Annotated in this window: 19 protein-coding genes; 17 read left to right on the forward strand and 2 right to left on the reverse strand. The window is 52.8% G+C overall.

The window, feature by feature from the left end:
- The first annotated feature begins 20 nt into the window (after nt 1-20).
- The 8 genes from GA0071314_RS08820 to GA0071314_RS08855 all read left to right on the forward strand — a co-directional run bounded on the left by GA0071314_RS08820 (nt 21) and on the right by GA0071314_RS08855 (nt 9469).
- Complete coding sequence (locus GA0071314_RS08820) at nt 21-488, forward strand: flavodoxin domain-containing protein (protein ID WP_074396290.1); 468 nt, start codon at nt 21-23, stop codon at nt 486-488.
- A gap of 107 nt (nt 489-595) precedes the next feature.
- Nucleotides 596-871 carry a hypothetical protein gene (locus GA0071314_RS08825; RefSeq protein ID WP_331710477.1) on the forward strand — a complete coding sequence of 92 codons (276 nt, stop codon included), beginning with the start codon at nt 596-598 and terminating at the stop codon, nt 869-871.
- A gap of 228 nt (nt 872-1099) precedes the next feature.
- A complete protein-coding gene (tig, locus tag GA0071314_RS08830; RefSeq protein ID WP_074396292.1) occupies nt 1100-2452 on the forward strand; it encodes a trigger factor in 1353 nt (450 codons plus the stop codon).
- A gap of 67 nt (nt 2453-2519) precedes the next feature.
- On the forward strand, nt 2520-3137 hold the full coding sequence (clpP, locus tag GA0071314_RS08835; protein ID WP_074396293.1) for an ATP-dependent Clp endopeptidase proteolytic subunit ClpP: 618 nt from the start codon (nt 2520-2522) through the stop codon (nt 3135-3137).
- Nucleotides 3138-3211: 74 nt separating this feature from the next.
- Nucleotides 3212-4492, forward strand: a complete 1281-nt coding sequence (gene clpX / locus GA0071314_RS08840) for an ATP-dependent Clp protease ATP-binding subunit ClpX (RefSeq protein WP_074396294.1) — start codon at nt 3212-3214, stop codon at nt 4490-4492.
- A gap of 176 nt (nt 4493-4668) precedes the next feature.
- The gene (gene lon / locus GA0071314_RS08845; RefSeq protein WP_074396295.1) at nt 4669-7077 is read left to right on the forward strand and encodes an endopeptidase La; all 2409 of its coding nucleotides are present in this window, start codon (nt 4669-4671) and stop codon (nt 7075-7077) included.
- 185 nt (nt 7078-7262) lie between these two features.
- Nucleotides 7263-7535, forward strand: coding sequence for a nucleoid-associated protein HU-beta (gene hupB / locus GA0071314_RS08850; protein ID WP_027335814.1), 273 nt, complete (start codon nt 7263-7265; stop codon nt 7533-7535).
- A gap of 113 nt (nt 7536-7648) precedes the next feature.
- Complete coding sequence (locus tag GA0071314_RS08855; RefSeq protein ID WP_074396296.1) at nt 7649-9469, forward strand: SurA N-terminal domain-containing protein; 1821 nt, start codon at nt 7649-7651, stop codon at nt 9467-9469.
- 61 nt (nt 9470-9530) lie between these two features.
- Here GA0071314_RS08855 and GA0071314_RS08860 read toward each other — a convergent pair whose 3' ends face one another.
- A complete protein-coding gene (locus tag GA0071314_RS08860) occupies nt 9531-10301 on the reverse strand; it encodes a UDP-2,3-diacylglucosamine diphosphatase (protein ID WP_074396297.1) in 771 nt (256 codons plus the stop codon).
- 14 nt (nt 10302-10315) lie between these two features.
- Entirely contained in the window at nt 10316-10816 is a 501-nt protein-coding gene (locus GA0071314_RS08865; RefSeq protein ID WP_074396298.1) for a peptidylprolyl isomerase, read from the reverse strand.
- Nucleotides 10817-10972: 156 nt separating this feature from the next.
- Between GA0071314_RS08865 and GA0071314_RS08870 the strand changes: the two genes are divergently transcribed.
- From GA0071314_RS08870 to GA0071314_RS08910, 9 genes are all read left to right on the forward strand, one after another.
- Nucleotides 10973-12652, forward strand: coding sequence for a glutamine--tRNA ligase/YqeY domain fusion protein (locus GA0071314_RS08870; RefSeq protein ID WP_074396299.1), 1680 nt, complete (start codon nt 10973-10975; stop codon nt 12650-12652).
- An 11-nt stretch (nt 12653-12663) separates the two neighbouring features.
- A complete protein-coding gene (gene cysS, locus GA0071314_RS08875) occupies nt 12664-14070 on the forward strand; it encodes a cysteine--tRNA ligase (protein ID WP_074396300.1) in 1407 nt (468 codons plus the stop codon).
- Nucleotides 14071-14150: 80 nt separating this feature from the next.
- A complete protein-coding gene (gene osmF, locus GA0071314_RS08880; RefSeq protein WP_074396301.1) occupies nt 14151-15065 on the forward strand; it encodes a glycine betaine ABC transporter substrate-binding protein OsmF in 915 nt (304 codons plus the stop codon).
- Nucleotides 15066-16286, forward strand: a complete 1221-nt coding sequence (locus tag GA0071314_RS08885) for an ABC transporter permease (RefSeq protein WP_074396302.1) — start codon at nt 15066-15068, stop codon at nt 16284-16286.
- The gene (locus GA0071314_RS08890) at nt 16283-17248 is read left to right on the forward strand and encodes an ABC transporter ATP-binding protein (protein WP_074396303.1); all 966 of its coding nucleotides are present in this window, start codon (nt 16283-16285) and stop codon (nt 17246-17248) included. The genes GA0071314_RS08885 and GA0071314_RS08890 overlap by 4 nt, the downstream gene beginning before the upstream one ends.
- Before the next feature lie 43 nt (nt 17249-17291).
- Nucleotides 17292-18014 carry an ABC transporter permease gene (locus tag GA0071314_RS08895; protein ID WP_074398489.1) on the forward strand — a complete coding sequence of 241 codons (723 nt, stop codon included), beginning with the start codon at nt 17292-17294 and terminating at the stop codon, nt 18012-18014.
- Nucleotides 18015-18148: 134 nt separating this feature from the next.
- Nucleotides 18149-19351, forward strand: a complete 1203-nt coding sequence (locus tag GA0071314_RS08900) for a thiamine pyrophosphate-dependent dehydrogenase E1 component subunit alpha (RefSeq protein ID WP_074396304.1) — start codon at nt 18149-18151, stop codon at nt 19349-19351.
- Between the two features lies 1 nt (nt 19352).
- Complete coding sequence (locus GA0071314_RS08905; protein WP_074396305.1) at nt 19353-20330, forward strand: alpha-ketoacid dehydrogenase subunit beta; 978 nt, start codon at nt 19353-19355, stop codon at nt 20328-20330.
- A gap of 38 nt (nt 20331-20368) precedes the next feature.
- Nucleotides 20369-21622, forward strand: coding sequence for a 2-oxo acid dehydrogenase subunit E2 (locus tag GA0071314_RS08910; protein ID WP_074396306.1), 1254 nt, complete (start codon nt 20369-20371; stop codon nt 21620-21622).

Genomic DNA, 21622 nt, shown 5'->3' on the forward strand with positions numbered 1-21622 from the left:
ATCTTGTTTGAGGAGTCGTAATGCCTCGGCTAAGTATACTCGTAGGCACCATGTACGGCGGAGCGTTAGATGTGGCGGAGCAGGTTAAGCCACTATTTGAACAGGCGGGGTATACGGTTGATGTCCTAGAGCAGCCCGTTTTGACTGACATCACCGACTCAACGCCGGACCTTGCGTTATTTTGCGTTTCAACGACCGGGAGCGGTGATTTTCCGGGGAACTTTGTACCTTTTGTCCGCGACCTTCAGGCTAAGAGCCCATCACTGTCGTCGCTAACCTATGGACTTATAGCGCTTGGCGATAGCTCTTACGGAGACACTTTTTGCGGAGCGGGTCGTCGTTTGGATGAGCTGCTGACTGACCATGGTGCGGTACGTTTGGGTGATCGGCTGGAAATCGATGCCATGGAAACGTTTATGGCTGACGATGCGGCTTTGCCTTGGGTGGAAGCGTGGCTTGAGTCCCAACAGCTAGCGGTGGGTGGCTAGTGCAGCGGTTACCAACTTCGGCTCAACGAGTGAGTAGCGCGCTCGGTCTGTGTGTCGTAATGCTCGCGACATTGCCTCGCTACCTGGCGGGTGGAAACGAAACACGCATGACGCTGATTTTTATGGCGCTCGTGGCTGTACTAGTCGCCACCGTTTTCCAGTGGCGTCTGTTGCCCAGTGCCGGCCGGCGGCGGCTTCCCGCTATGCTTAAGCGCCTGGCTTTCATGATGATCTTAGGCCTGATGGTGATGGGTATTTGGCATGCGTTATTCACCGATTGGATAAGCTGGCAAGTATTTATTTCGCATGCGAGTACTTTCGGACTTGTTACACACATCGTAAGTCTATGGTGGACGGCAGAAAATGAGAGCGCTAAATCGTGATAAGGGCTTGTAAATTAGCAAGTATCGATGGCTGGCTGAGATAAACCTTTTTCGGTCCCAGGTCGGTGACGATTACCCCTTTTAACCAGGGTGATCCCCTTGTATTTCGCATTGATGCCCCCATCTTGCGAGCATGGCGCTTGCCACCATGCGCTAGGGTTCTTAAAATTGCCCATTGGACTTATTTTACAGCAATCAACACAACGCCCAGCCGTTAGAGGACAATTCATGCAAGTTTCCGTCGAGACGACCTCCCAGATTGAGCGCCGCATCACGATTCAAGTGCCTGCAGGCGAAATCGATGAGGCTGTCAATACTCGCTTAAAAGAAACGGCGAAGAACGTTCGCTTGAATGGTTTTCGCCAGGGGCGAGTGCCGATGGCCGTGGTTCGTCAACGTTACGGTGAAAGCGTGCGTAACGAAGTGGTTGGCGAAGTGATGCGTGAGCGCTACGTGCGTGCGATTACCGATGAAGGTTTTAACCCTGCGGGCTACCCGCAAATTGAGCCAACCGTCAACGAAGCCGGCAAAGACTTCGAGTTCGTCGCGACCATGGAGGTTTATCCCGAGGTCGAGCTTGCATCGATCGAAGGTACCGAAGTTGAGCGTCCAGTGGTTGAAGTGACTGAGGCCGACGTTGACGAAATGATCGCCACGCTTCGCAAGCAGAATGCGGCTTGGGAAGAGGTAGAAGCTGCCGCTGAAGACGGTGATCAAATCACTATCGATTTTCAGGGGTACTTGGGTGATGAACCTTTCGAAGGCGGTAGTGCAGAAGGTCACGAGCTAGTAATTGGCTCGAACAGCTTTATCCCTGGTTTTGAAGAGCAACTGATCGGCGCGAAAGCAGGCGATGATAAGACCATCAATGTGACCTTTCCCGATGATTATCAAGCCGAACATTTGGCGGGTAAAGAAGCTACCTTCAAAGTGAAAGTGCACAAAGTAAGTCGCCAGGCTTTGCCTGAGGTTGATGCTGAGTTTATCGAGCGTTTCGGCGTTGAAGGCGGCGATGAAGCCAAATTCCGTGCTGAAATCAAAAAGAATATGACCCGTGAAGCGGCTCAAGCGGTCGATAATCGCGTGAAGCAGCAAGTTTTGGATGCACTGAAAAAAGCCAATGAAATTGCTGTGCCGAGTACGTTGGTTCAGCAAGAGACTGACGGTATGAAGCGTCAGGCTGCCCAGCAGTTTGGCCTCGGTGAAGATTTCGACGTTAGCCAATTGCCCAATGAACTTTTCGAAGAGCAGGCCAAAAGTCGAGTACAGGTAGGTCTGTTGTTAGCTGAAGTTATCAAAGCGAATGAGCTGGATGCTTCGGACGAAGAGATCAAAGCAAAAGTAGAAGAGCTTGCAGAACAGTATCAGGACCCCTCTGAGGTGGTTGATTACTACATGGGCAACGATCAGATGAAAACCCAGGTAAAATCTGCCATTCTCGAAGAAAAGGCGGTTGATAAGCTGCTTGAGCAGACAGCCGTAACCGACGTTGATATGTCCTACCAGCAAGTGCTAGCAGCGGCTCAGCAACAGGCTGAGGCAGGTGAGGGTGCTGAGGAAGACGAAACAACCAGCGCTTAATATCCTGACGTAGGTGCACCCGCTGGCGGGTGCACCATGCCCTTATCGGACGCAAGGAATCACCGAAATGAGTGAGTTTGATATTCAAAACGCCGGCGGTTTAGTACCCATGGTGGTGGAGCAAAGCGCCAAAGGGGAAAGAGCCTACGATATTTATTCGCGGCTGTTGAAAGAACGCGTCATCTTTTTGGTTGGCCCCGTTGAAGACTATATGGCTAACTTGGTGGTTGCTCAGTTGCTATTTCTTGAGTCAGAAAATCCTGACAAAGATATTCATCTGTATATTAACTCCCCCGGTGGCTCGGTGACGGCGGGCATGTCGATTTATGACACCATGCAGTTTGTAAAACCTGATGTCTCGACGGTGTGTATTGGCCAAGCGGCTAGTATGGGTGCTCTACTGTTAACGGCAGGTGCCGCGGGCAAACGTTATTGCTTGCCTAATTCACGCGTGATGATTCATCAGCCGCTGGGTGGGTATCAAGGACAAGCATCAGATATCGAAATTCATACCCGTGAGATATTGGGCATCCGTGAAAAGCTGAATCAAATTCTTGCTCATCACACCGGCCAGGATCTTGACGACGTTGCTCGCGACACTGACCGCGACAACTTTATGAGTGCCAGCAAAGCCCAAGAGTACGGCTTGATTGATGCAGTGCTGGATAAGCGGCCTACATCCTGATAGCGTGATGGGATACTGCATTTCCAACGAGCTTACAAGGCGGTGTTCACCGCCGCAGTGAAAGAGGTACGCGAATGGCCGACGGCAAAGGCAAAGACGAAGGTGGCAAGCTGCTTTACTGCTCGTTTTGTGGAAAGAACCAAAACGAAGTAAGAAAGCTGATTGCGGGTCCATCCGTCTATATCTGCGATGAGTGTGTCGATCTGTGTAATGACATCATTCGCGAGGAAGTTCTCGAAGCCGATGCCGAGAGCGATGAAGAGCGTTTACCTACGCCTCGCGAAATACGTCATACGCTTGACGACTACGTTATCGGGCAAGACCGCGCCAAGATGGTGCTTTCCGTCGCGGTGTATAATCATTACAAGCGACTGAAATCTGAGGTTCGCGATGGTGATGTTGAACTAGGTAAATCCAACATTCTGCTGATTGGTCCGACCGGCAGTGGTAAAACGCTATTGGCCGAAACCATGGCACGTTTGTTGAATGTGCCATTTACGATCGCCGATGCCACCACGCTAACGGAAGCGGGCTATGTGGGTGAAGATGTTGAAAACATCATCCAGAAGCTGCTGCAAAAGTGTGATTATGACGTCGAGAAAGCAGAGCGCGGTATCGTCTACATTGACGAAATCGACAAAATTTCTCGCAAGTCTGACAACCCATCAATTACGCGTGACGTATCGGGTGAGGGCGTTCAGCAAGCGCTCTTGAAGCTGATTGAAGGCACGACAGCATCTGTTCCGCCCCAGGGTGGCCGTAAGCACCCGCAGCAGGAGTTTGTGCAAGTCAATACCGCCAACATGCTGTTTATTGTCGGTGGGGCATTTGCAGGACTTGATAAAGTCATACGTGACCGTGTTGAAAAGGGTGGTATCGGTTTCAATGCGACGGTGAAGAGCAAGGAATCCTCCCGTGGTGTCGGCGAAATGCTGGCCGATGTCGAGCCGGATGACTTGGTCAAATTTGGTCTTATTCCAGAGTTCGTCGGTCGTCTGCCGGTTATCGCCACGCTCACCGAACTTACTGAAGAAGCGCTGATAGAAATACTGACCGAGCCCAAGAACTCGTTGATCAAACAGTACGCCAAGCTGTTTGAAATGGAGAACGTAACGCTTGAGTTTCGTGATGATGCGCTTCGCGCCGTTGCTGAAAAAGCGATGGCGCGTAAGACCGGTGCTCGTGGTTTAAGGTCGATCCTGGAATCCGTATTGCTTGATACCATGTATGAAATCCCTTCTTTGGATGGTGTCAGCAAAGTGGTGATAGAAGCCTCGGTGATTGCCGGAGAAAGTGAACCGCTGTTGATTTATTCCCAGCAAGAAGAGGCGCGCGTCGACGGCACCGATGGTTAAGGCCATCGCCCAAGATTGCATAGCTTTCTATCGCTTTCACGGTTAGCGCCAGTCAAGGGGTCGCCTAGGCGGCCCCTTGTCATTCGTAGCGCAGTGCTACATGGTGCTTAGGCCGTGCTTTAAACGTAGTCAGTTCTCTTCCCAGAACTCATCTGATTTATCGAGGAACGTCTGCGATGCAGCAGAGTGCCGAACAGACACAATGTCTACCCCTATTACCATTGCGCGATGTGGTGGTTTATCCGCAGATGGTGATCCCCCTTTTTGTGGGACGTGAAAAGTCGATCCAAGCCCTTGAAGCGGCGATGGAGGCGGATAAACGCGTCCTGCTTGTAGCCCAGCGTGAGGCATCTCAAGACGAGCCTGACAACGCCGACCTTTATGCAATGGGGACGGTTGCCGACATCATGCAGCTATTAAAGCTGCCCGATGGAACAGTAAAAGTGCTGATCGAAGGCAACTATCGTGCGGATGTGCTTCGCATTGAGGAGCATGCCGATGGTTACACTCAAGCCCACCTTGCCGCCCGCGAAAGCGAACCACTGACGTCCCGAGAGCAAGAGGCACTGGTTCGCGTGCTGCTTAATCAGTTTGAGCAGTATGTAAAGCTATCCAAAAAAGTCCCCAACGAAGTGCTTAACTCGTTGTCAGGCATTGAGGATCCTAGCCGTCTGGTGGATACCATCTGTGCTCATTTGTCGCTCAAAATTGGCGATAAACAAGAGCTTTTAGAGATGGATCGCGTGCGTGATCGCATTGAACACTTGATGGCACTTATCGAGTCCGAGATTGACCTATTGCAGGTTGAGAAGCGGATTCGCTCGCGGGTCAAAGAGCAGATGGAAAAGACCCAGCGCGAGTATTATTTGAACGAGCAAATGAAAGCCATCCAAAAAGAGATGGGTGAGCTCGATAATGTACCTAATGAAACTGAAAAATATGAGCAGGCGATTGCTTCATCGGGCATGCCGAAAGACGCGGCTGATAAAGCCACCCAAGAGCTGAACAAGCTTAAGATGATGGCGGCCAACTCTGCTGAAGCAAGCGTAGTCCGGTCATATCTGGACTGGCTAATCGCGGTGCCGTGGAAAAAACGCACCCGCGTTAAGCACGATTTGCACAAAGCCCAGCAGGTGCTTGATGAAGATCACTTCGGACTAGAAGAAGTCAAAGCACGCATTTTGGAGTACTTGGCGGTACAAAAACGGGTGCGCAAGATGAAAGGCCCCGTGCTGTGTTTGGTTGGCCCGCCTGGGGTAGGTAAAACGTCATTGGGTCAATCGATTGCCAGGGCGACAAACCGTAAATACGTGCGTCTTGCCCTCGGTGGGGTGCGTGATGAATCTGAGATTCGTGGCCACCGTCGTACCTATATTGGTTCGTTGCCAGGTAAGTTAATGCAGCGAATGAGTCGGGCAGGTGTTAAAAATCCGCTGTTTCTGCTTGATGAAGTGGACAAGTTGGGTATGGATCACCGAGGTGACCCTGCGTCGGCGCTGTTAGAGGTGTTGGATCCTGAGCAGAACAACAGCTTTAGCGACCACTACCTAGAGCTTGATTATGATCTGTCAGAAACGCTATTTATCTGCACAGCGAATTCAATGAATATTCCAGGTCCTTTATTGGACCGTATGGAAATTATTCGCCTGCCTGGTTACACCGAAGACGAAAAACTGGCGATCGCCAAACGTTACCTGTTGCCTAAGCAGTTGAAGGCTAACGGCTTGAAAAAAGATGAGTTAGCGATCGAGGATGCGGCATTGCTTGAGCTCATTCGTTACTACACTCGCGAGGCGGGGGTGCGTGAATTAGAGCGCCAAATTGCCAAGGTCTGTCGTAAAGTACTGCGGGAGCATTTAGAGCCGGCCTCAAATGCCGACGAGATGCCACCGAACCTGCTGTTGGCCACCCATATTGAGCATTACGCGGGTGTGCGCCGCTATAGTTATGGGCTTGCCGAAGAAGATGATCAAGTCGGCCGCGTGACCGGGCTGGCGTGGACATCGGTAGGCGGTGAATTACTCAATATTGAATCGGTCGTAACGCCAGGTAAAGGTCGGATCAACAAAACAGGCTCTCTGGGCGATGTCATGAAAGAGTCCGTCAGCGCTGCGCAAACGGTGGTGCGTGCGCGTGCGCAGTCGTATGGTATTGATGCTGAGCGCTTCGAGAAAGAAGACCTGCATATCCACGTACCTGAGGGGGCTACGCCCAAAGATGGGCCCAGTGCCGGGATCGCAATGGTCACAGCGATAGTTTCAGCCTACACCCAGCGTCCTGTGAAGTGCCAAGTGGCGATGACAGGTGAAGTGAATCTGCGTGGAGAAGTATTACCGATTGGTGGGCTAAAGGAGAAATTGCTGGCAGCTCGCCGTGGTGGTATAAAGATAGTCTTGATTCCGGAAGAAAATCGCCGTGATCTCAAAGAGGTACCGGATAACATCAAGGACGCATTGGATATTCGTCCGGTGCGTTGGATTGATGATGTACTGGCCGTTGCGTTGGCGGATGAACCCCTTGAGGGGGCGCCGCTACCTAAAACGGATAAAGCGTTTGGTAATACTGCCGTCGCTAATACACATTAGTAACGTCGGACAACCGCTAGCATTTTTTGTATCATTGCCCAATGCCATTGGGGCGGGCATATCTAGGTAAGGTCGCTTGACAGTCGTTTCAGGGCATTGCTATAAAACGCTGCTATGCTTTGATCGTCGATTACATCGGTGACCATGCCATTAGAGCCATTTTTGAAACAGTCAAGGGGTGAAGTGTGAATAAGTCTGAGCTGATTGAAGCCATTGCCGCGTCTGCCGATATTCCAAAAGCAGCGGCAACCCGCGCATTGGATGCCATGGTGGAGTCTGTCACCGATAGCCTCAAAAAAGGCGACAGTGTTTCACTGGTGGGCTTTGGTACCTTCGCGATTAAAGAACGTGCTGCGCGTACTGGTCGTAACCCACAAACAGGTCAGCCGATCCAGATCAGTGCGGCAAAAGTACCTAGCTTCAAAGCCGGTAAAGCATTGAAAGACGCCGTTAACTAATTTGTACGCGTTTGTTGTTATCTATGGGCGTATCGCAACCGCGATGCGCCCATGTTATTTTTTAGCCCACTCGTTACGGGCGACCCGTTTAGCTGTGACTACCTGAGGCCAACATGCTGCAAAGTATTCGAAATGGATCCAGAAGCTGGGGAGCCAAGATTATTATTGGTGTCATGGTGGCCGCCATGGCGCTCTTTGGTGTGGAGTCATTGTTTGGCCTGTTTGGTGATGACCCAGATCAAGAAGCTAGTGTGAATGGCGAGCCCATCATGCGCCAACAAGTTGAAATGGAAGTTCAGCGTGCAATGCGTTCAGGGGAGGTCCCCCCCGAGCAAGAACGTGGACTGCGTAATGATGTGATGGATGAATTAGTTACCCAAGAGCTGGTTACCCAATACGCTGAAGAAGGGGGCCTCTACGTATCGGAAGACCAGGTCGACCAACTTATAGTCGGTATCCCCGAATTTCAGGATGACGACGGACGCTTCTCCCCGGAAGTGTTTCGTAATCGTTTATCCGGCGCTGGGTATACTCCCCTTTCATTTCGTGAAGAACTTGAAGTGGACGTAAAACGTCAACAGCTTCAGCAGGGCCTAGCGTTCAGCGATTTTTCGCTGGAGGGCGAACGCCAGCGCTTAGCAGAGCTTCAGCGTCAGCAGCGTAGCTTTCGTTACGTGATATTGGATACTGATGATGTTGACGATGATAATGAGATCAGTGAAGAGGCGCTTGAAACGTATTACGAAGCCAACGCCGACCGTTTTGAACGGCCTGAGCAGGTGCGCCTCGAGTACGTATTAGTTGATCGTCGCGACATGGCCAGCGACACCGAAGTTGACGAGGACGCGCTACGCGAGGCTTGGCGCGAGCAAAATAAAGATGCTGACCGTCGCGTCTCCCATATTATGGTTACGTTCGGCGATGAGCGGGAACGAGAAGAAGCCCAACAGAAAGCTGATGAGGCCCTTCAGGCCCTCGAAGATGGCGATTCTTTTGCCGATACGGCGGTACGTTACTCAGATGATACGGCCAGCGCAGAAGAAGGCGGCGATCTAGGGACGATTAGTCGCGGCTTTTTTGGCGATGCGTTTGATGAAGCCGCATTTTCTATCGATGAAGGCGAGACATCCTCGGTTGTGGAGATGGATGGCGCCTTTCACATCATTCAAGTCACCGATATTGATCGGCCGGCGTTTGAAGACCAGCGCGACTCACTCCGTGAAGACGTGGCGATGGGCGACGTGAATGATGAGTTTAACGAGAAAGTACAGCGGTTGATTGATGAAAGCTTTGCTGCCGACGATCTACAAAGCGTAGCGGAAGATCTATCGTTGTCTCTTGAGGAAAGTGACTGGCTTGCCCGTGACGACGAGGGTGACAGCGTTCTTTTTGAGCCAGGCGTTATGGAGCAAGCTTTCAGTGGCGATGTGCTGGAAGAAGGCTATAACAGCGAAGTGATCGAACTCGACGAAGATCGTCGATTGGTTGTTCGTGTTGCTGAGCATCGGGAGCAAACCCAACTACCGCTGGATGACGTCCGCGATGAAGTCGAAACCGCCGTGCGTGCCCAACAGCAGCAAGAGCGGCTAAAGGATCAAGCTGACGACATGATCGGTCGGCTTAAAGACGGCGAATCCATCGATATGGAATGGCTGGAAGCAGCCGACGTGCGCCGCCAGGATGACGTGACCGCATCGCAGTTGATTGTTCAGGCCGCTTTCCGTATGCCGCATCCTGATGAGGGTGAGAGCACTTATCAAACGGTGGTAATGCCCAGCGGTGTTGCGCTTGTCGCCCTTGACGAGGTGACCAGCGGTGATGTCGATGAAGAGCGTGAGCGCTTTGCTGCCCAGATGTCGGAGCAATTACGGTCGCAGTCGATTATCCAGGGGCTAATCGATGACCTACGCCGTGATGCGGACATAGAACGTTAACCGTAGTCTTTGCCGCCAATTAAAAAGCCGATCGTCATGATCGGCTTTTTTATGCCTTCAATTAGGGCGATGGCGGGTTTTTTAAGGGAAATTGACGTAACCGTGGCTCGGTATGATTGGTTTTTTCAATGACGATATCCCAACCGTGTTGGTCATCCCAATCGCCAAGTACGAAGCGTTTAGCGGGCACGTCTTCTACGGTCAAGTCATGCACTTTGGGACGATGGGTGTGCCCATGAATCATGGTTGCAACCCCATGACTTTCCATTAGTGCAACGACTTCACTGTGGGTAACATCCATAATGGCGTCCGCCTTGCCAGCATTGGCATCGCCTGACTGCATCCGCAGGCTGCTGGCTAACGCCACCCGCTGTTCCAATGGCAAGGCAAGTATTTGAGCTTGCCACTCAGGGTCCCGTGATTGTCGGCGAAATGCCATATAGTCGTCATCTTGGGTGCAAAGGCTGTCACCATGCAGAATGACGGCGGGCAGACCTTGGAGCTCGACTTCTTCTATATCAGGCAATAGAGTCGCCTGACATGCGGTAATAAAGCGCTCGCCGATCAGGAAGTCTCGGTTTCCGTGTATAAAATAAATAGCGGTTCCGTCGCTGCTAAGCTTATGTAACCGCTGAATGACCTCACGAGCGATAGCCCCCAGCGGATGGGGGGCATCGATAAGGTCATCGCCAATCCAGGCGTCAAACAGGTCACCCAAAATGTACAGGGCATCAGCCCCTTTAGCAGTGTGCTCCAAGTAATCATAGAACCCCTGATTAATCTCAGGGGTATCATCACTCAGGTGCATATCAGCTATCAGCAGAGTACGCATAGAGCTCCCAGGGGTTATTCCGCTTCTTTGATATAGGCGCGCTCGATAATCACGTCCTCTGCGGGAACATCGGCATGCATGCCACGGCGGGTAGTGCTGAGGCTCTTGATGGCGTCAACAACAGACATTCCGTCGACGACTTCACCAAAAACGGCGTAACCCCAGCCCTGCAGATTTTTCCCGCTATGGTTTAAAAAGCTGTTATCGCCAACGTTAATAAAAAACTGTGCGGTGGCCGAGTGCGGATCCTGGGTACGGGCCATTGCCAGGGTGCCTTGGGTATTTTTAAGCCCGTTATCCGCCTCGTTTTCGATCGGATCGCGAGTGGGCTTTTGATTGAAATCCTGATCAAACCCGCCACCTTGCACCATGAAGCCATCAATGACGCGGTGAAAAAGAGTGCCGTCGTAAAAGCCATCGCGAACGTATTGCTCAAAATTGGCGGCGGTGGCAGGCGCTTTTTCGTGATTAAGCGCAATCGTGATGTCACCATGGTTAGTCTGTAATACGATCATAGATAAATTCCTGTTCAATAAAGGCGTTCGCCTTGGCGCTGTGCATCGGCGTCACGTTATAATAACGGTTTTGCTTGGCACCGCGAAGCGCTATACCGTTAGCGTAGAGCAGACGATGCCAGGCACGCCATCCACCATGAGGTTATCAACACCACCATGACCAACGAGACCACCCCAGCGCCGAACTTCATTCGCAACCAAGTACGCGACGAAATTGAGGGCGGCCAGGTCACAAAAATCGTGACGCGCTTTCCCCCGGAGCCCAATGGTTTCCTGCATATCGGCCATGCCAAGTCGATCTGTCTCAACTTTGGGTTGGCGGAGCAGATGGGTGGTGAGTGTCATTTGCGCTTTGACGACACCAACCCGGCCAAAGAAGAGCAGGCCTATATTGACGCGATCAAGGATGACGTCAGTTGGCTGGGGTTTGAATGGGCGGGTCCCGTACGGTTTGCCTCGGACTACTTTGATCAGCTCTACGCCTGGGCGCAGCATTTGATCCGTGAGGGTAAGGCCTACGTCGATGATCTGACACCCGATGAGATCCGTGAATATCGCGGAACGCTGACCGAGCCGGGCCAGCCGAGTCCCTATCGCGAACGCAGCGTCGACGAAAACCTGGACCTTCTGGAGCGCATGCGCAAAGGCGAGTTTGGCGAGGGCGAGAAAGTCTTGCGGGCCAAGATCGACATGGCCTCGCCAAACATCAATCTACGCGACCCGATTCTCTACCGTATCCGCCACGCCAGCCATCATCAGACCGGTGATAAATGGAAAATCTATCCGTCCTACGATTTCACCCATGGCCAGTCTGACGCCCTGGAAGGCGTGACCCACTCTATTTGTACCCTCGAGTTTGAAGACCACCGCCCGCTATACGAGTGGTTCCTGGATAACCTGCCGGTGCCGGCCAAACCCCGCCAGATCGAGTTTGCCCGGTTAAACCTCAACTATACGCTGACCTCCAAGCGCAAGTTGAAAATGCTGGTCGACGAACAGATCGTGGACGGCTGGGACGACCCCCGCATGCCGACGATCTCGGGGATGCGCCGGCGGGGCTACACGCCCGCGTCAATCCGCAAGTTCTGCGACATGATCGGGGTGACCCGCGCCGACGGCGGCCTGGTTGACATAGCCATGTTGACCCACGCGATTCGTTCGGACCTGGAGGACAATGCGCCGCGGGCGATGTGTGTGCTCAAGCCGCTCAAAGTGGTGCTCACCAACGTGCCGGAAGACCATGAAGAAATCTACGAGGTGGCTGGCCACCCCGCGCGTGAGGATATGCCGGTGCGCAAGGTGCCCCTGACCCGCGAGCTGTACATCGATCAGGATGACTTCATGGAAGACGCACCGAAAAAATTCTTCCGTCTTGCGCCCGGTAAAGAAGTTCGTCTGCGTAACAGCTACGTCATCCGTTGCGATGAGGTGATCAAGAACGAAGCAGGTGACGTCACGGAACTGCATTGCTCGGTCGATTTTGACACCCTGGGGAAAAACCCGGAAGGTCGCAAAGTGAAAGGGGTCATTCACTGGGTAAGTGCCGAGCACGGTATTCCGCTAGAAGTGCGCCTGTACGACAACTTGTTCATGGTCGAGCAGCCCGACCGCGATAAAGATGTCGACTTTTTGGATCATTTAAACCCTGAGTCGCTAACTGTTTGCAACGCTATTGGTGAGCCCAGTCTGGCTGATGCGGGGCCTGAGGCACGCTTCCAATTTGAGCGGATCGGTTATTTCTGCGCAGATCGTCACGTCTCGGTACCAGGCCAGTTGGTGTTTAACCGTACCGTGGGTTTAAAAGATAGCTGGGCGAAAATCAAACAGAAAGGTTAAGGAACCGGCATATGCATATTTACAATACGCTGACACGTCGCAAGGAGCCTTTCACCCCGCTGGTAAAGGGCAAGGTAAGTATGTATGTCTGCGGCATGACGGTGTATGACTACTGCCACCTTGGCCATGCCCGCGTTATGGTCGCGTTCGATGTCATTACCCGCTATTTACGTGAGCGTGGTTATGACGTTAATTATGTGCGCAACATTACCGATATAGACGATAAAATCCTCAAGCGTGCTGATGAAAATAACGAGAGTATCTCGGCGCTTACTGAGCGCATGATTGAGGCGATGCACGAGGATGAAGCTCGTCTGTATGTGTTGCCGCCTAGCCATGAGCCACGAGCGACTGGGCACGTCGACAATATCATTTCCATGATCGAGACTCTGGTTGAAAAAGGCTATGCATACTCGGCAGATAACGGCGACGTGTATTATCGCGTTCGGCGTTTTGCCGACTACGGCAAGCTCAATAACCGCCAGCTGGATGACATGCGTTCCGGTGCCCGCGTCGACGTTGACGTGCACAAGGAAGATCCTCTCGACTTTGTGTTATGGAAGGCCGCCAAGCCTGGTGAAGCTCATTGGCATTCCCCATGGGGAAATGGCCGACCTGGCTGGCATATTGAATGCTCGGCGATGTCGACCTGCTGCCTGGGTGATACCTTCGATATTCATGGCGGGGGACCGGACTTGACGTTTCCCCACCATGAAAATGAAATAGCTCAATCTGAAGCGGCTACGGGCAAGCCCTACGTAAACACCTGGATGCACGCAGGTGCTGTCAGGGTTGATCAGGAAAAGATGTCGAAATCGTTGGGTAATTTCTTCACGATTCGTGAAGTGCTGACAGAACATGACCCTGAAGTGGTGCGCTATTTATTGGTCGCCAGCCACTACCGCAGCGCAATCAACTACTCGCAGGATTCGCTTTTAGAGGCCCGGAAATCATTAACGCGGCTTTATACAGCGCTTGAGGGGGTGGAGATTTGCCCCCCAAGTACGGCTAATAACCAGGGTGTTGCTGCCTACCGTGAACGTTTTACGGCGGCGATGGACGACGATTTCAATACCCCTGACGCGTTAGCGGTAATGTTCGACTTGGCGCGTGATATTAACCGAGCTAAGCAAGAGACACCTGAAAAAGCGTCAAGTTTGGCGGCTGAGTTAAGGGAGTTAGCCAGCGTGTTAGGGCTTCTCCAGCAATCGCCTGACGCATTCTTGAAGGGCTCACAGCAACAAAATCTGGCAATCAGTGAATCCGCAATTAATGACAAAATTGCTCAGCGTCAGGCGGCAAAGGCCAATAAAGATTTTGCTCAAGCCGATGCGATTCGCGATGAACTGGCGGCACAGGGCGTTATTCTTAAAGATTCACGGGAAGGGACGACCTGGGTGGTTGATACTTCTCACTAGATTGCCCGGCGAGAGGAATCTGACTTCAACGCACGACGGGCATATACTCCTAAAGAGTTCATGCTAAAAGGATGATAACAATGCGCTTTGTCACCAAATCAACTATCGCTATCGGTTGTTTTTCATTTATACCGTTATCTTTGGTTAATGCTGACGATGAGGTAGTGGTCTCGTCGAAAATTGACACGGAAGGGTCAGTGCTCGGTGAGCTGATCATCCAAACACTGGAGCGGCAGGACATTCCTACCGAAGACCGTTTGCAACTTGGCGGTACCAGTGTCGTACGTAGCGCTTTAGAAGCAGGAGAAATAGACCTTTACCCCGAATATACGGGTAATGGGGCCTTTTTCTTCGATATGGCCGACAGTTACGTGTGGAAAGATGCCGAGCAAGCCTATGAGACTGTCCGCGAACGCGACGCAGAACAGGGCTTGATCTGGTTAACCCCGGCGAGTGCTAATAATACCTGGGCTATGAGCGTGCGTAGCGACGTAGCAGAGGAGAACGACCTATCAACGCTCGACGACTTGGCTACCTACCTTGAGGAGGGCGGCGAATTTAAATTTGCGGCAAGTGCGGAGTTTGTCGAGTCTGAGCAGGCACTGCCCGCATTTCAGGAAGCATACGGGTTTGAGCTCAGCGAAGACCAGCTTCTCGTGCTTTCTGGCGGTAACACGGCGGCCACTATGCGAGCAGCAGCCGAGCAAACCAACGGTGTCAATGCAGCGATGACTTATGGTACTGATGGTGGTTTAAGTGCCCTAGGGCTTGTGGTGCTTGAAGATTCAAAGGGCGTACAACCGGTATACCAGCCTGCCCCGGTGGTGCGCGAAAGTGTGTTAGAAGCGTATCCTGACATCGATTCGTTGCTTGAAGATGTATTTAGCACCCTGGACCTCGAAACGCTACAGAAGCTCAATGCCGATGTAGCAGTGAATGGCATGTCACCGGATAAGGTCGCAAGCGATTACCTCGATAGCTTGGACGACGACTGAATGTCGTTATTGGATGCATTGCCAAGTCCCCCTCAGGTGTCTTGGCGGCAGTGGCAGCCAAATAGTGTTTTGGTGTTGCTATTCAGCGTGATGCTGTTGGCTATTTGGGTGTTTGATCTAGTTAGCATAGCGCCTAATCGTATCGTGAGTGGGGAAGGCGCTGGCTTGATTGAGGCAGTCGGCTGGTTGGGGGCACTGTTAGTCAGTAGTGTCATTATCACTTTACTGGCGCTAGCCTTCCAGCCAAACCAGCAGGGTTATCGTATTGCTTTAGTCGGCGTTTCCTTACTGCTTTTTTTAATGCCATTTGGCTTAATGGTTGCCAGTAATCGGCTGATAAGCAGCGATACCCCTCAGGCACGACTTAATCTTGGGATGGCCTATTGGGTAACGCTATCACTATTGCTGCTATGTTGGATTGAACTGCGTTTGCGCTTGATGCTACCCCGGCGATGGACCGTCATGTTATTGCTAGGCGTAGTACTCATATGGTGGCTGTGCGCTATGCTGGGACTCGAGGCTTTGGCGTTGGGGCAGGAGTTTCGCGCCCGAGACGATGAGTTTTGGCGAGCATTGCGCCAACATATAACATTGGTGAGCGTTTCCGTTGCTATCAGTATTGGTTTAGGACTGACGTTAGCCATGCTGATGCGGCGCTACGCTAAATTTCAAAAGATCGCCTTTGGGCTACTTAACTTCTTGCAAACGATACCCAGCATTGCACTGTTCGGGTTAATGCTAGGCCCTTTGGCGTGGCTAGCGGCTCAATGGCCATTGCTGTCACAGCTCGGCGTTAGCGGTATTGGCTGGGCACCGGCATTGCTGGCGCTCGTCGCTTATAGCTTATTACCCATGGTGCGTAATACCTATGTTGCCCTTGAGCAGGTAAGCCCGGAGACCCTCGAAGCCGCAAGGGGGATGGGTATGCGCAATAGCCAACGTTTCTGGCAAGTCCGCTTACCGCTTGCCTTACCGGTGCTGCTGGAAGGTATACGGATTACCGCGGTTCAAGCGATTGGTCTAACGGCTGTTGCTGCGTTGATCGGCGCGGGAGGGTTGGGGGCTTTTATTTTCCAAGGTTTGGGACAGGCGGCCATGGATATGGTGCTATTGGGTGCACTGCCGATTCTAATACTTGCGCTGATGGCCGATGCCGGGCTGGGGGCTTTAGCTGATGCTCTTCGGCCGAAAGACACCATACGGCCTGGAGAAAACGAATGATCGAGCTCGCCCACGTTTCCAAACATTTTGGTGACGTTGCGGCAGTGGATAACATTTCACTGCGCATTGCAAAAGGAAAATTTTGTGCGCTCGTGGGTACCTCCGGGTGCGGCAAGTCAACGACGTTGCGGATGATTAATCGTCTTATTGAGCATGGCGATGGTGAGATCATATTAGACGGTCAACCGATTACAGCCTACGATCCAGTTAAGCTGCGGCGGCGTATTGGCTATGTTATTCAGCATACCGGGCTATTTCCGCATTGGACGGTGGCACGCAATATTGGCTTGGTACCTCGCTTGCTTAATTGGTCAACGGCCGATGTTCAGGCAAAGGTTGCAGAGTTAATGAGCCTTCTAGGCTTGCCGATAGACGAATTCGCTCATAAATACCCTCATCAACTTTCAGGAGGCCAGGCGCAGCGTGTTGGCGTTGCACGTGCGTTGGCCGCTGATCCGGATATTTTATTGATGGATGAGCCGTTTGGTGCTTTGGATCCCATTACTCGAGAGAAGCTGCAGGACGAGCTTGCCAAGCTACAGGCGCGAATGCATAAAACAGTGGTGTTTGTTACTCACGATATGGATGAAGCGCTAAGGCTGGCCGACCATTTAGTGGTGATGCGCGAGGGTCGTATCGTCCAGCAGGGATCACCGCTGTCATTGCTGCAGCACCCAAAAGATCCTTTTGTCGAATCGTTGCTGGGTGGTCTTGAGCGCGGTCTAAAGCAAGCAGCACTAACCCGCGTCCAGGATCATATGTCGCCGATGGGGCCAACGTTACCCGCACAGTCGCGAATTCCCGCTGCGTTTTCCCTGCGTCAGGGGCTTTCCATGATGCTGCGCGATCATACCGATCGCCTCACAGTCGTGGATCAACACGACATACCCGTTGGTGAACTCACGTTGCGCAAAATAGTAAAAGAAGCTCAACCTGAGCAAGGAAAAGTGCGTGAGTCATAGCACGTTGAAACGTTCGCATACATCGCTTGGCGTTAACCAAGCAATGTGGCCGGCTATCTGGTTCACACTCTTGATGGTAAGCGTTTGGGGGTTTCCCTACGCCGATGCGCTTCTGCGTGCTATTGAGCCGAGCGCTAATGAGGTTGTTTACCGGCGGGCGAGTCTTGCCTCACTATTGGTACAGCATCTCCTCGTGGTCAGCGTTGCCGCTTTGCTTACCACTGTGTGTGGGGTGCTGGCGGCGATTATGGTAACGCGCACGTGGGGGCGAAACTTTTTGCCTTTAGTTGCTCAGGTCGCCTCGCTGGGTCAAACTTTTCCACCGGTGGCGGTGCTGGCGCTCGCAGTGCCTGCTTTAGGGTTTGGCACGCTTCCGATCATCGTTGCCCTGGTACTTTATGGCACGCTGCCGATTGTGCGCAACACGCTAGGGGGGCTGCAAGGCGTTGATAAAGAGATTAAAAGTGCTGCAATTGCCATGGGCATGACACCCTGGCAAGTCCTACGCCAAGTAGAGTTACCGCTAGCGGCGCCAGTCATTTTGGCGGGTATTCGTACTTCCATCACCATCAATATTTCAACGGCCGCGATCGGGGCCACGGTAGGCGCACGCAATTTGGGTGACCCCATTATTGCCGGTATTGTGAATGGCAATATGGCGTATATCGTTCAGGGTGCTCTGACGATTGCGTTGCTGGCGTTGACCGTTGATAGTCTGTTTGAACGAATCCAAGAACGGCTGCGCTTGCGCCTCTATACCTCTTAAGTCGAATCCCTAATGTGTCTCAGCTGCGTTATTGTCGCAGGTGTTGCGTTGACCAATGGCAGATAAATCCACTGGCATAAATGGTCATCACCGACAACACTGCCCTCAAAAGGGGTACGACAAGGACAATAATGATGACACAGCAATCGCACCAGCCTGTTTTTCTAACAGGCGATGAATTCTCGATTCCCACCTTTAGTTTGCTAAGCCCTGAGGGCGAACTTTATAGCGAGGCTGACGCTCCTCAGCTAGAACAAGCTCATGCGAGGCGTATGTACTACGCTATGCTTGCCACGCGTATTCTTGATGAACGCATGCTCGCGGCCCAGCGCCAGGGGCGACTGTCTTTCTACATGCAATGCACGGGCGAAGAAGCCGCCGTGGTGGGTGCTACCGCCGCACTTGACGATGCCGATATGATCATGGCCCAGTACCGTGAGCAGGGTGCATTGATGTACCGCGGTTTCTCCATCGACGAGTTTATGAATCAGCTATTTGGCAATGAACTGGATTACGGCAAGGGCCGCCAGATGCCAATTCACTACGGCTCGCGCAAGCTTCACTACATGACGATTTCGTCACCGCTCGCCACCCAGATTCCCCAAGCGACCGGATACGCCTACGGTCAAAAAATGGCCGAAAATGGGCACTGTACACTGACCTTTTTTGGCGAAGGCGCTGCATCGGAGGGTGACTTTCACGCGGCGCTCAATATGGCCTCGGTGCATCAGGTGCCGGTGATTTTTTTCTGCCGCAACAACGGCTACGCCATTTCGACCCCAGCGGTCGAGCAGTTCGCCGCCGATGGCATCGCTCCCCGGGCGTTTGGCTACCACATGCACGTCATTCGGGTGGACGGCAACGATGTGCTGGCGGTCTATGAAGCCACCCGACAGGCACGCAAGCTTGCCGTTGAACGCAATCAGCCGGTACTCATTGAGGCCATGACATACCGACTGGCCGCGCATTCTTCCTCCGATGATCCGTCAGGCTATCGCTCGAAAAATGAAGAAGAAGCCTGGCGAATAAAAGATCCGCTGTTACGAATGCAGAAATGGCTTTTGGCCAAAGGCTGGTGGAGCGAGGAAGAGGAAACCCGCGAGCAGGAAAGTCTGCGCCGCGAAGTGTTGGATACTATGAAGCGCGCTGAAAAGCGTTCGCCCCCGCCTCTCGATTCATTGATTAGCGATGTCTATGCCGACGTAACACCGGCGTTGCAGCGTCAATTTGATCAGCTCAAGCAGCATATTCGCCGTTACCCGGATGCCTATCCCCGCGGTGCCAAGTCGTTGGACCTTGGCGTAAGCACGGATACCGACTCACAGGGGGAGGCGTAACATGCCCACAATGAACATGCTGCAGGCGATCAATAATGCCCTCGACATCGCTATGGCGGAAGACGAAAAAGTCATCTGCTTTGGCGAAGACGTGGGTATCTTTGGCGGTGTTTTTCGCGCCACCAGCCATCTACAGGAAAAATACGGCAAAGCTCGCTGTTTCAATACGCCACTGGTTGAGCAGGGCATCATTGGCTTTGCCAACGGCTTGGCTGCTCAAGGCTCAGTGCCGGTCGCTGAAATTCAGTTCGCCGACTATATTTTTCCCGCCTTCGACCAGATCGTTAACGAAACTGCCAAGTACCGCTACCGCTCAGGAGATCTGTTTAACGTTGGCGGTTTGACCATTCGGACGCCGTACGGTGGTGGTATTTCCGGCGGGCTTTATCACTCGCAATCGCCCGAGGCTTATTTTACCCATACGCCGGGTTTAAAAGTCGTCGTGCCGCGCAATCCCTATCAAGCCAAAGGACTTTTGCTAGCGGCGATTCGTGACCCAGATCCGGTGCTTTTTTTAGAACCTAAACGGCTTTATCGCGCAGCGGTAGGCGAGGTGCCGGAAGACGATTATCAACTGCCCATTGGCGAAGCCGAAATCATCAAGGAAGGCACTGACATTACCTTGGTGGGCTGGGGTGCGCAAATGGAAGTGATCGGCAAGGCGGTGGAGCTGGCAGAAGAGCAGGGCATTAACTGTGAGGTTATCGACCTGCGTTCGCTGTTGCCCTGGGATGCCGATACGGTGGCTGAATCAGTGCTCAAAACCGGCCGCCTGGTGGTGAGCCATGAAGCGCCACTGACCGGTGGCTTTGCCGGTGAAATCGCCGCGACGATACAGGAACGTTGTTTTCTCTACCTGGAATCGCCCATTGCACGGGTGACCGGGCTGGATACGCCTTTCCCGCTGGTGCTGGAAAAAGAGTATCTGCCCGATCATCTCAAAATCTTTGAAGCGATTCGCGAAAGCGTCAACTTTTAGCGGCTTAAAAGGCCGAAGAACGCATGGGGAGAAACACAATGAGCGATTTTATGCTGCCGGATATCGGCGAAGGCATTGTTGAATGTGAAGTGGTCGAATGGCGCGTCGCGGAAGGCGATCGCATTGAAGAAGATCAGCCCATCGTCGAGGTGATGACCGATAAGGCGCTGGTGGAAATTACCGCACCTGAGGCGGGTGTGGTCAGCAAACTGTATGTCGAGCAGGGGCAAATTGCCAAAGTTCACGCGCCGCTTTATGCCTACCAGGCGGAAGGTGAAGTGACCATCGAGACCAACGCGTCGAAGGATGAACAAGTCGCGCCCCAAGCCTCTCAAGCGTCAAGCACCGGAAAACCAGCCGAGGTGCCAGCGTCTGGATTGTCAACACCTGTAAAAGGGCATGGAAAAGTGCCTGCCAGCCCGGCGGTCAGAAGGCTGGTGCGGGAACATCACCTCAGTCTGGCGGAGATTTCAGGCAGCGGTAAAGAGGGTCGGGTACTCAAGGAAGACGTATTGGCGCACCTAGACCAACCGGCTGAGGCATCAGTGTCGCCCGCTGGGTACACCGCTTCACGAGGGAGTGGTGAAGCGGCCAGAGTCGAGCCACTGCGCGGCATGCGAGCGGTGATGGCCAAGCGTATGGTAGAAGCGGCCAGTACTATTCCGCACTTTCACTATGGCGATGAGATAGACGTGACGGCACTTCTCGCCATGAGAGAGCGTTTGAAGCCTCTAGCAGAGGCTCACGGTGAGCGCTTAACGCTGATGCCGTTTTTCATGAAAGCGATGGCCCTGGCCGTAGCAGAGCAGCCGATTATCAATGCACAACTCAACCCCGCAGGCGATGAACTGCATTACTATGCCCAGTGCAATATCGGCATGGCAGTGGATAGCAAAGCCGGTTTGTTAGTGCCAAATGTAAAAGGCGTTGAACGCTTGACGCTATTGGACATTGCCAGGGAGGTAGGACGCTTAACCAACGCGGCTAGGGAGGGGCGAGTTGATCAGGCCGACCTCAAGGGCGGCACCATCAGCATTTCCAACATTGGGGCGCTGGGAGGGACCTACGCGGCACCAATTATTAACGCTCCAGAAGCCGCCATTGTAGCGCTTGGCAAAACCCAGTGGCTGCCGCGCTTTGATGAACAGGGCGACGTGCAGCGGCGCGCGATCATGACCATCACCTGGGCGGGGGATCACCGGTTTATCGATGGCGGCACTATCGCGCGTTTCTGCAATGCCTGGAAAGCGTTCCTGGAAGCCCCGGAGACCATGCTTCTTCATCTAGGCTAA

The organism is Halomonas sp. HL-93 (assembly GCF_900086985.1).
In the GTDB taxonomy this organism is placed as follows: Bacteria; Pseudomonadota; Gammaproteobacteria; order Pseudomonadales; family Halomonadaceae; genus Vreelandella.

Coding starts and splice junctions, on each gene's coding strand:
- GA0071314_RS08820 (WP_074396290.1), top strand. CDS start 21: ATGCCTCGGCTAAGTATACTCGTAGGCACCATGTACGGCGGAGCGTTA.
- GA0071314_RS08825 (WP_331710477.1), top strand. CDS start 596: ATGACGCTGATTTTTATGGCGCTCGTGGCTGTACTAGTCGCCACCGTT.
- tig (WP_074396292.1), top strand. CDS start 1,100: ATGCAAGTTTCCGTCGAGACGACCTCCCAGATTGAGCGCCGCATCACG.
- clpP (WP_074396293.1), top strand. CDS start 2,520: ATGAGTGAGTTTGATATTCAAAACGCCGGCGGTTTAGTACCCATGGTG.
- clpX (WP_074396294.1), top strand. CDS start 3,212: ATGGCCGACGGCAAAGGCAAAGACGAAGGTGGCAAGCTGCTTTACTGC.
- lon (WP_074396295.1), top strand. CDS start 4,669: ATGCAGCAGAGTGCCGAACAGACACAATGTCTACCCCTATTACCATTG.
- GA0071314_RS08855 (WP_074396296.1), top strand. CDS start 7,649: ATGCTGCAAAGTATTCGAAATGGATCCAGAAGCTGGGGAGCCAAGATT.
- GA0071314_RS08860 (WP_074396297.1), bottom strand. CDS start 10,301: ATGCGTACTCTGCTGATAGCTGATATGCACCTGAGTGATGATACCCCT.
- GA0071314_RS08865 (WP_074396298.1), bottom strand. CDS start 10,816: ATGATCGTATTACAGACTAACCATGGTGACATCACGATTGCGCTTAAT.
- GA0071314_RS08870 (WP_074396299.1), top strand. CDS start 10,973: ATGACCAACGAGACCACCCCAGCGCCGAACTTCATTCGCAACCAAGTA.
- cysS (WP_074396300.1), top strand. CDS start 12,664: ATGCATATTTACAATACGCTGACACGTCGCAAGGAGCCTTTCACCCCG.
- osmF (WP_074396301.1), top strand. CDS start 14,151: ATGCGCTTTGTCACCAAATCAACTATCGCTATCGGTTGTTTTTCATTT.
- GA0071314_RS08885 (WP_074396302.1), top strand. CDS start 15,066: ATGTCGTTATTGGATGCATTGCCAAGTCCCCCTCAGGTGTCTTGGCGG.
- GA0071314_RS08890 (WP_074396303.1), top strand. CDS start 16,283: ATGATCGAGCTCGCCCACGTTTCCAAACATTTTGGTGACGTTGCGGCA.
- GA0071314_RS08895 (WP_074398489.1), top strand. CDS start 17,292: ATGTGGCCGGCTATCTGGTTCACACTCTTGATGGTAAGCGTTTGGGGG.
- GA0071314_RS08900 (WP_074396304.1), top strand. CDS start 18,149: ATGACACAGCAATCGCACCAGCCTGTTTTTCTAACAGGCGATGAATTC.
- GA0071314_RS08905 (WP_074396305.1), top strand. CDS start 19,353: ATGCCCACAATGAACATGCTGCAGGCGATCAATAATGCCCTCGACATC.
- GA0071314_RS08910 (WP_074396306.1), top strand. CDS start 20,369: ATGAGCGATTTTATGCTGCCGGATATCGGCGAAGGCATTGTTGAATGT.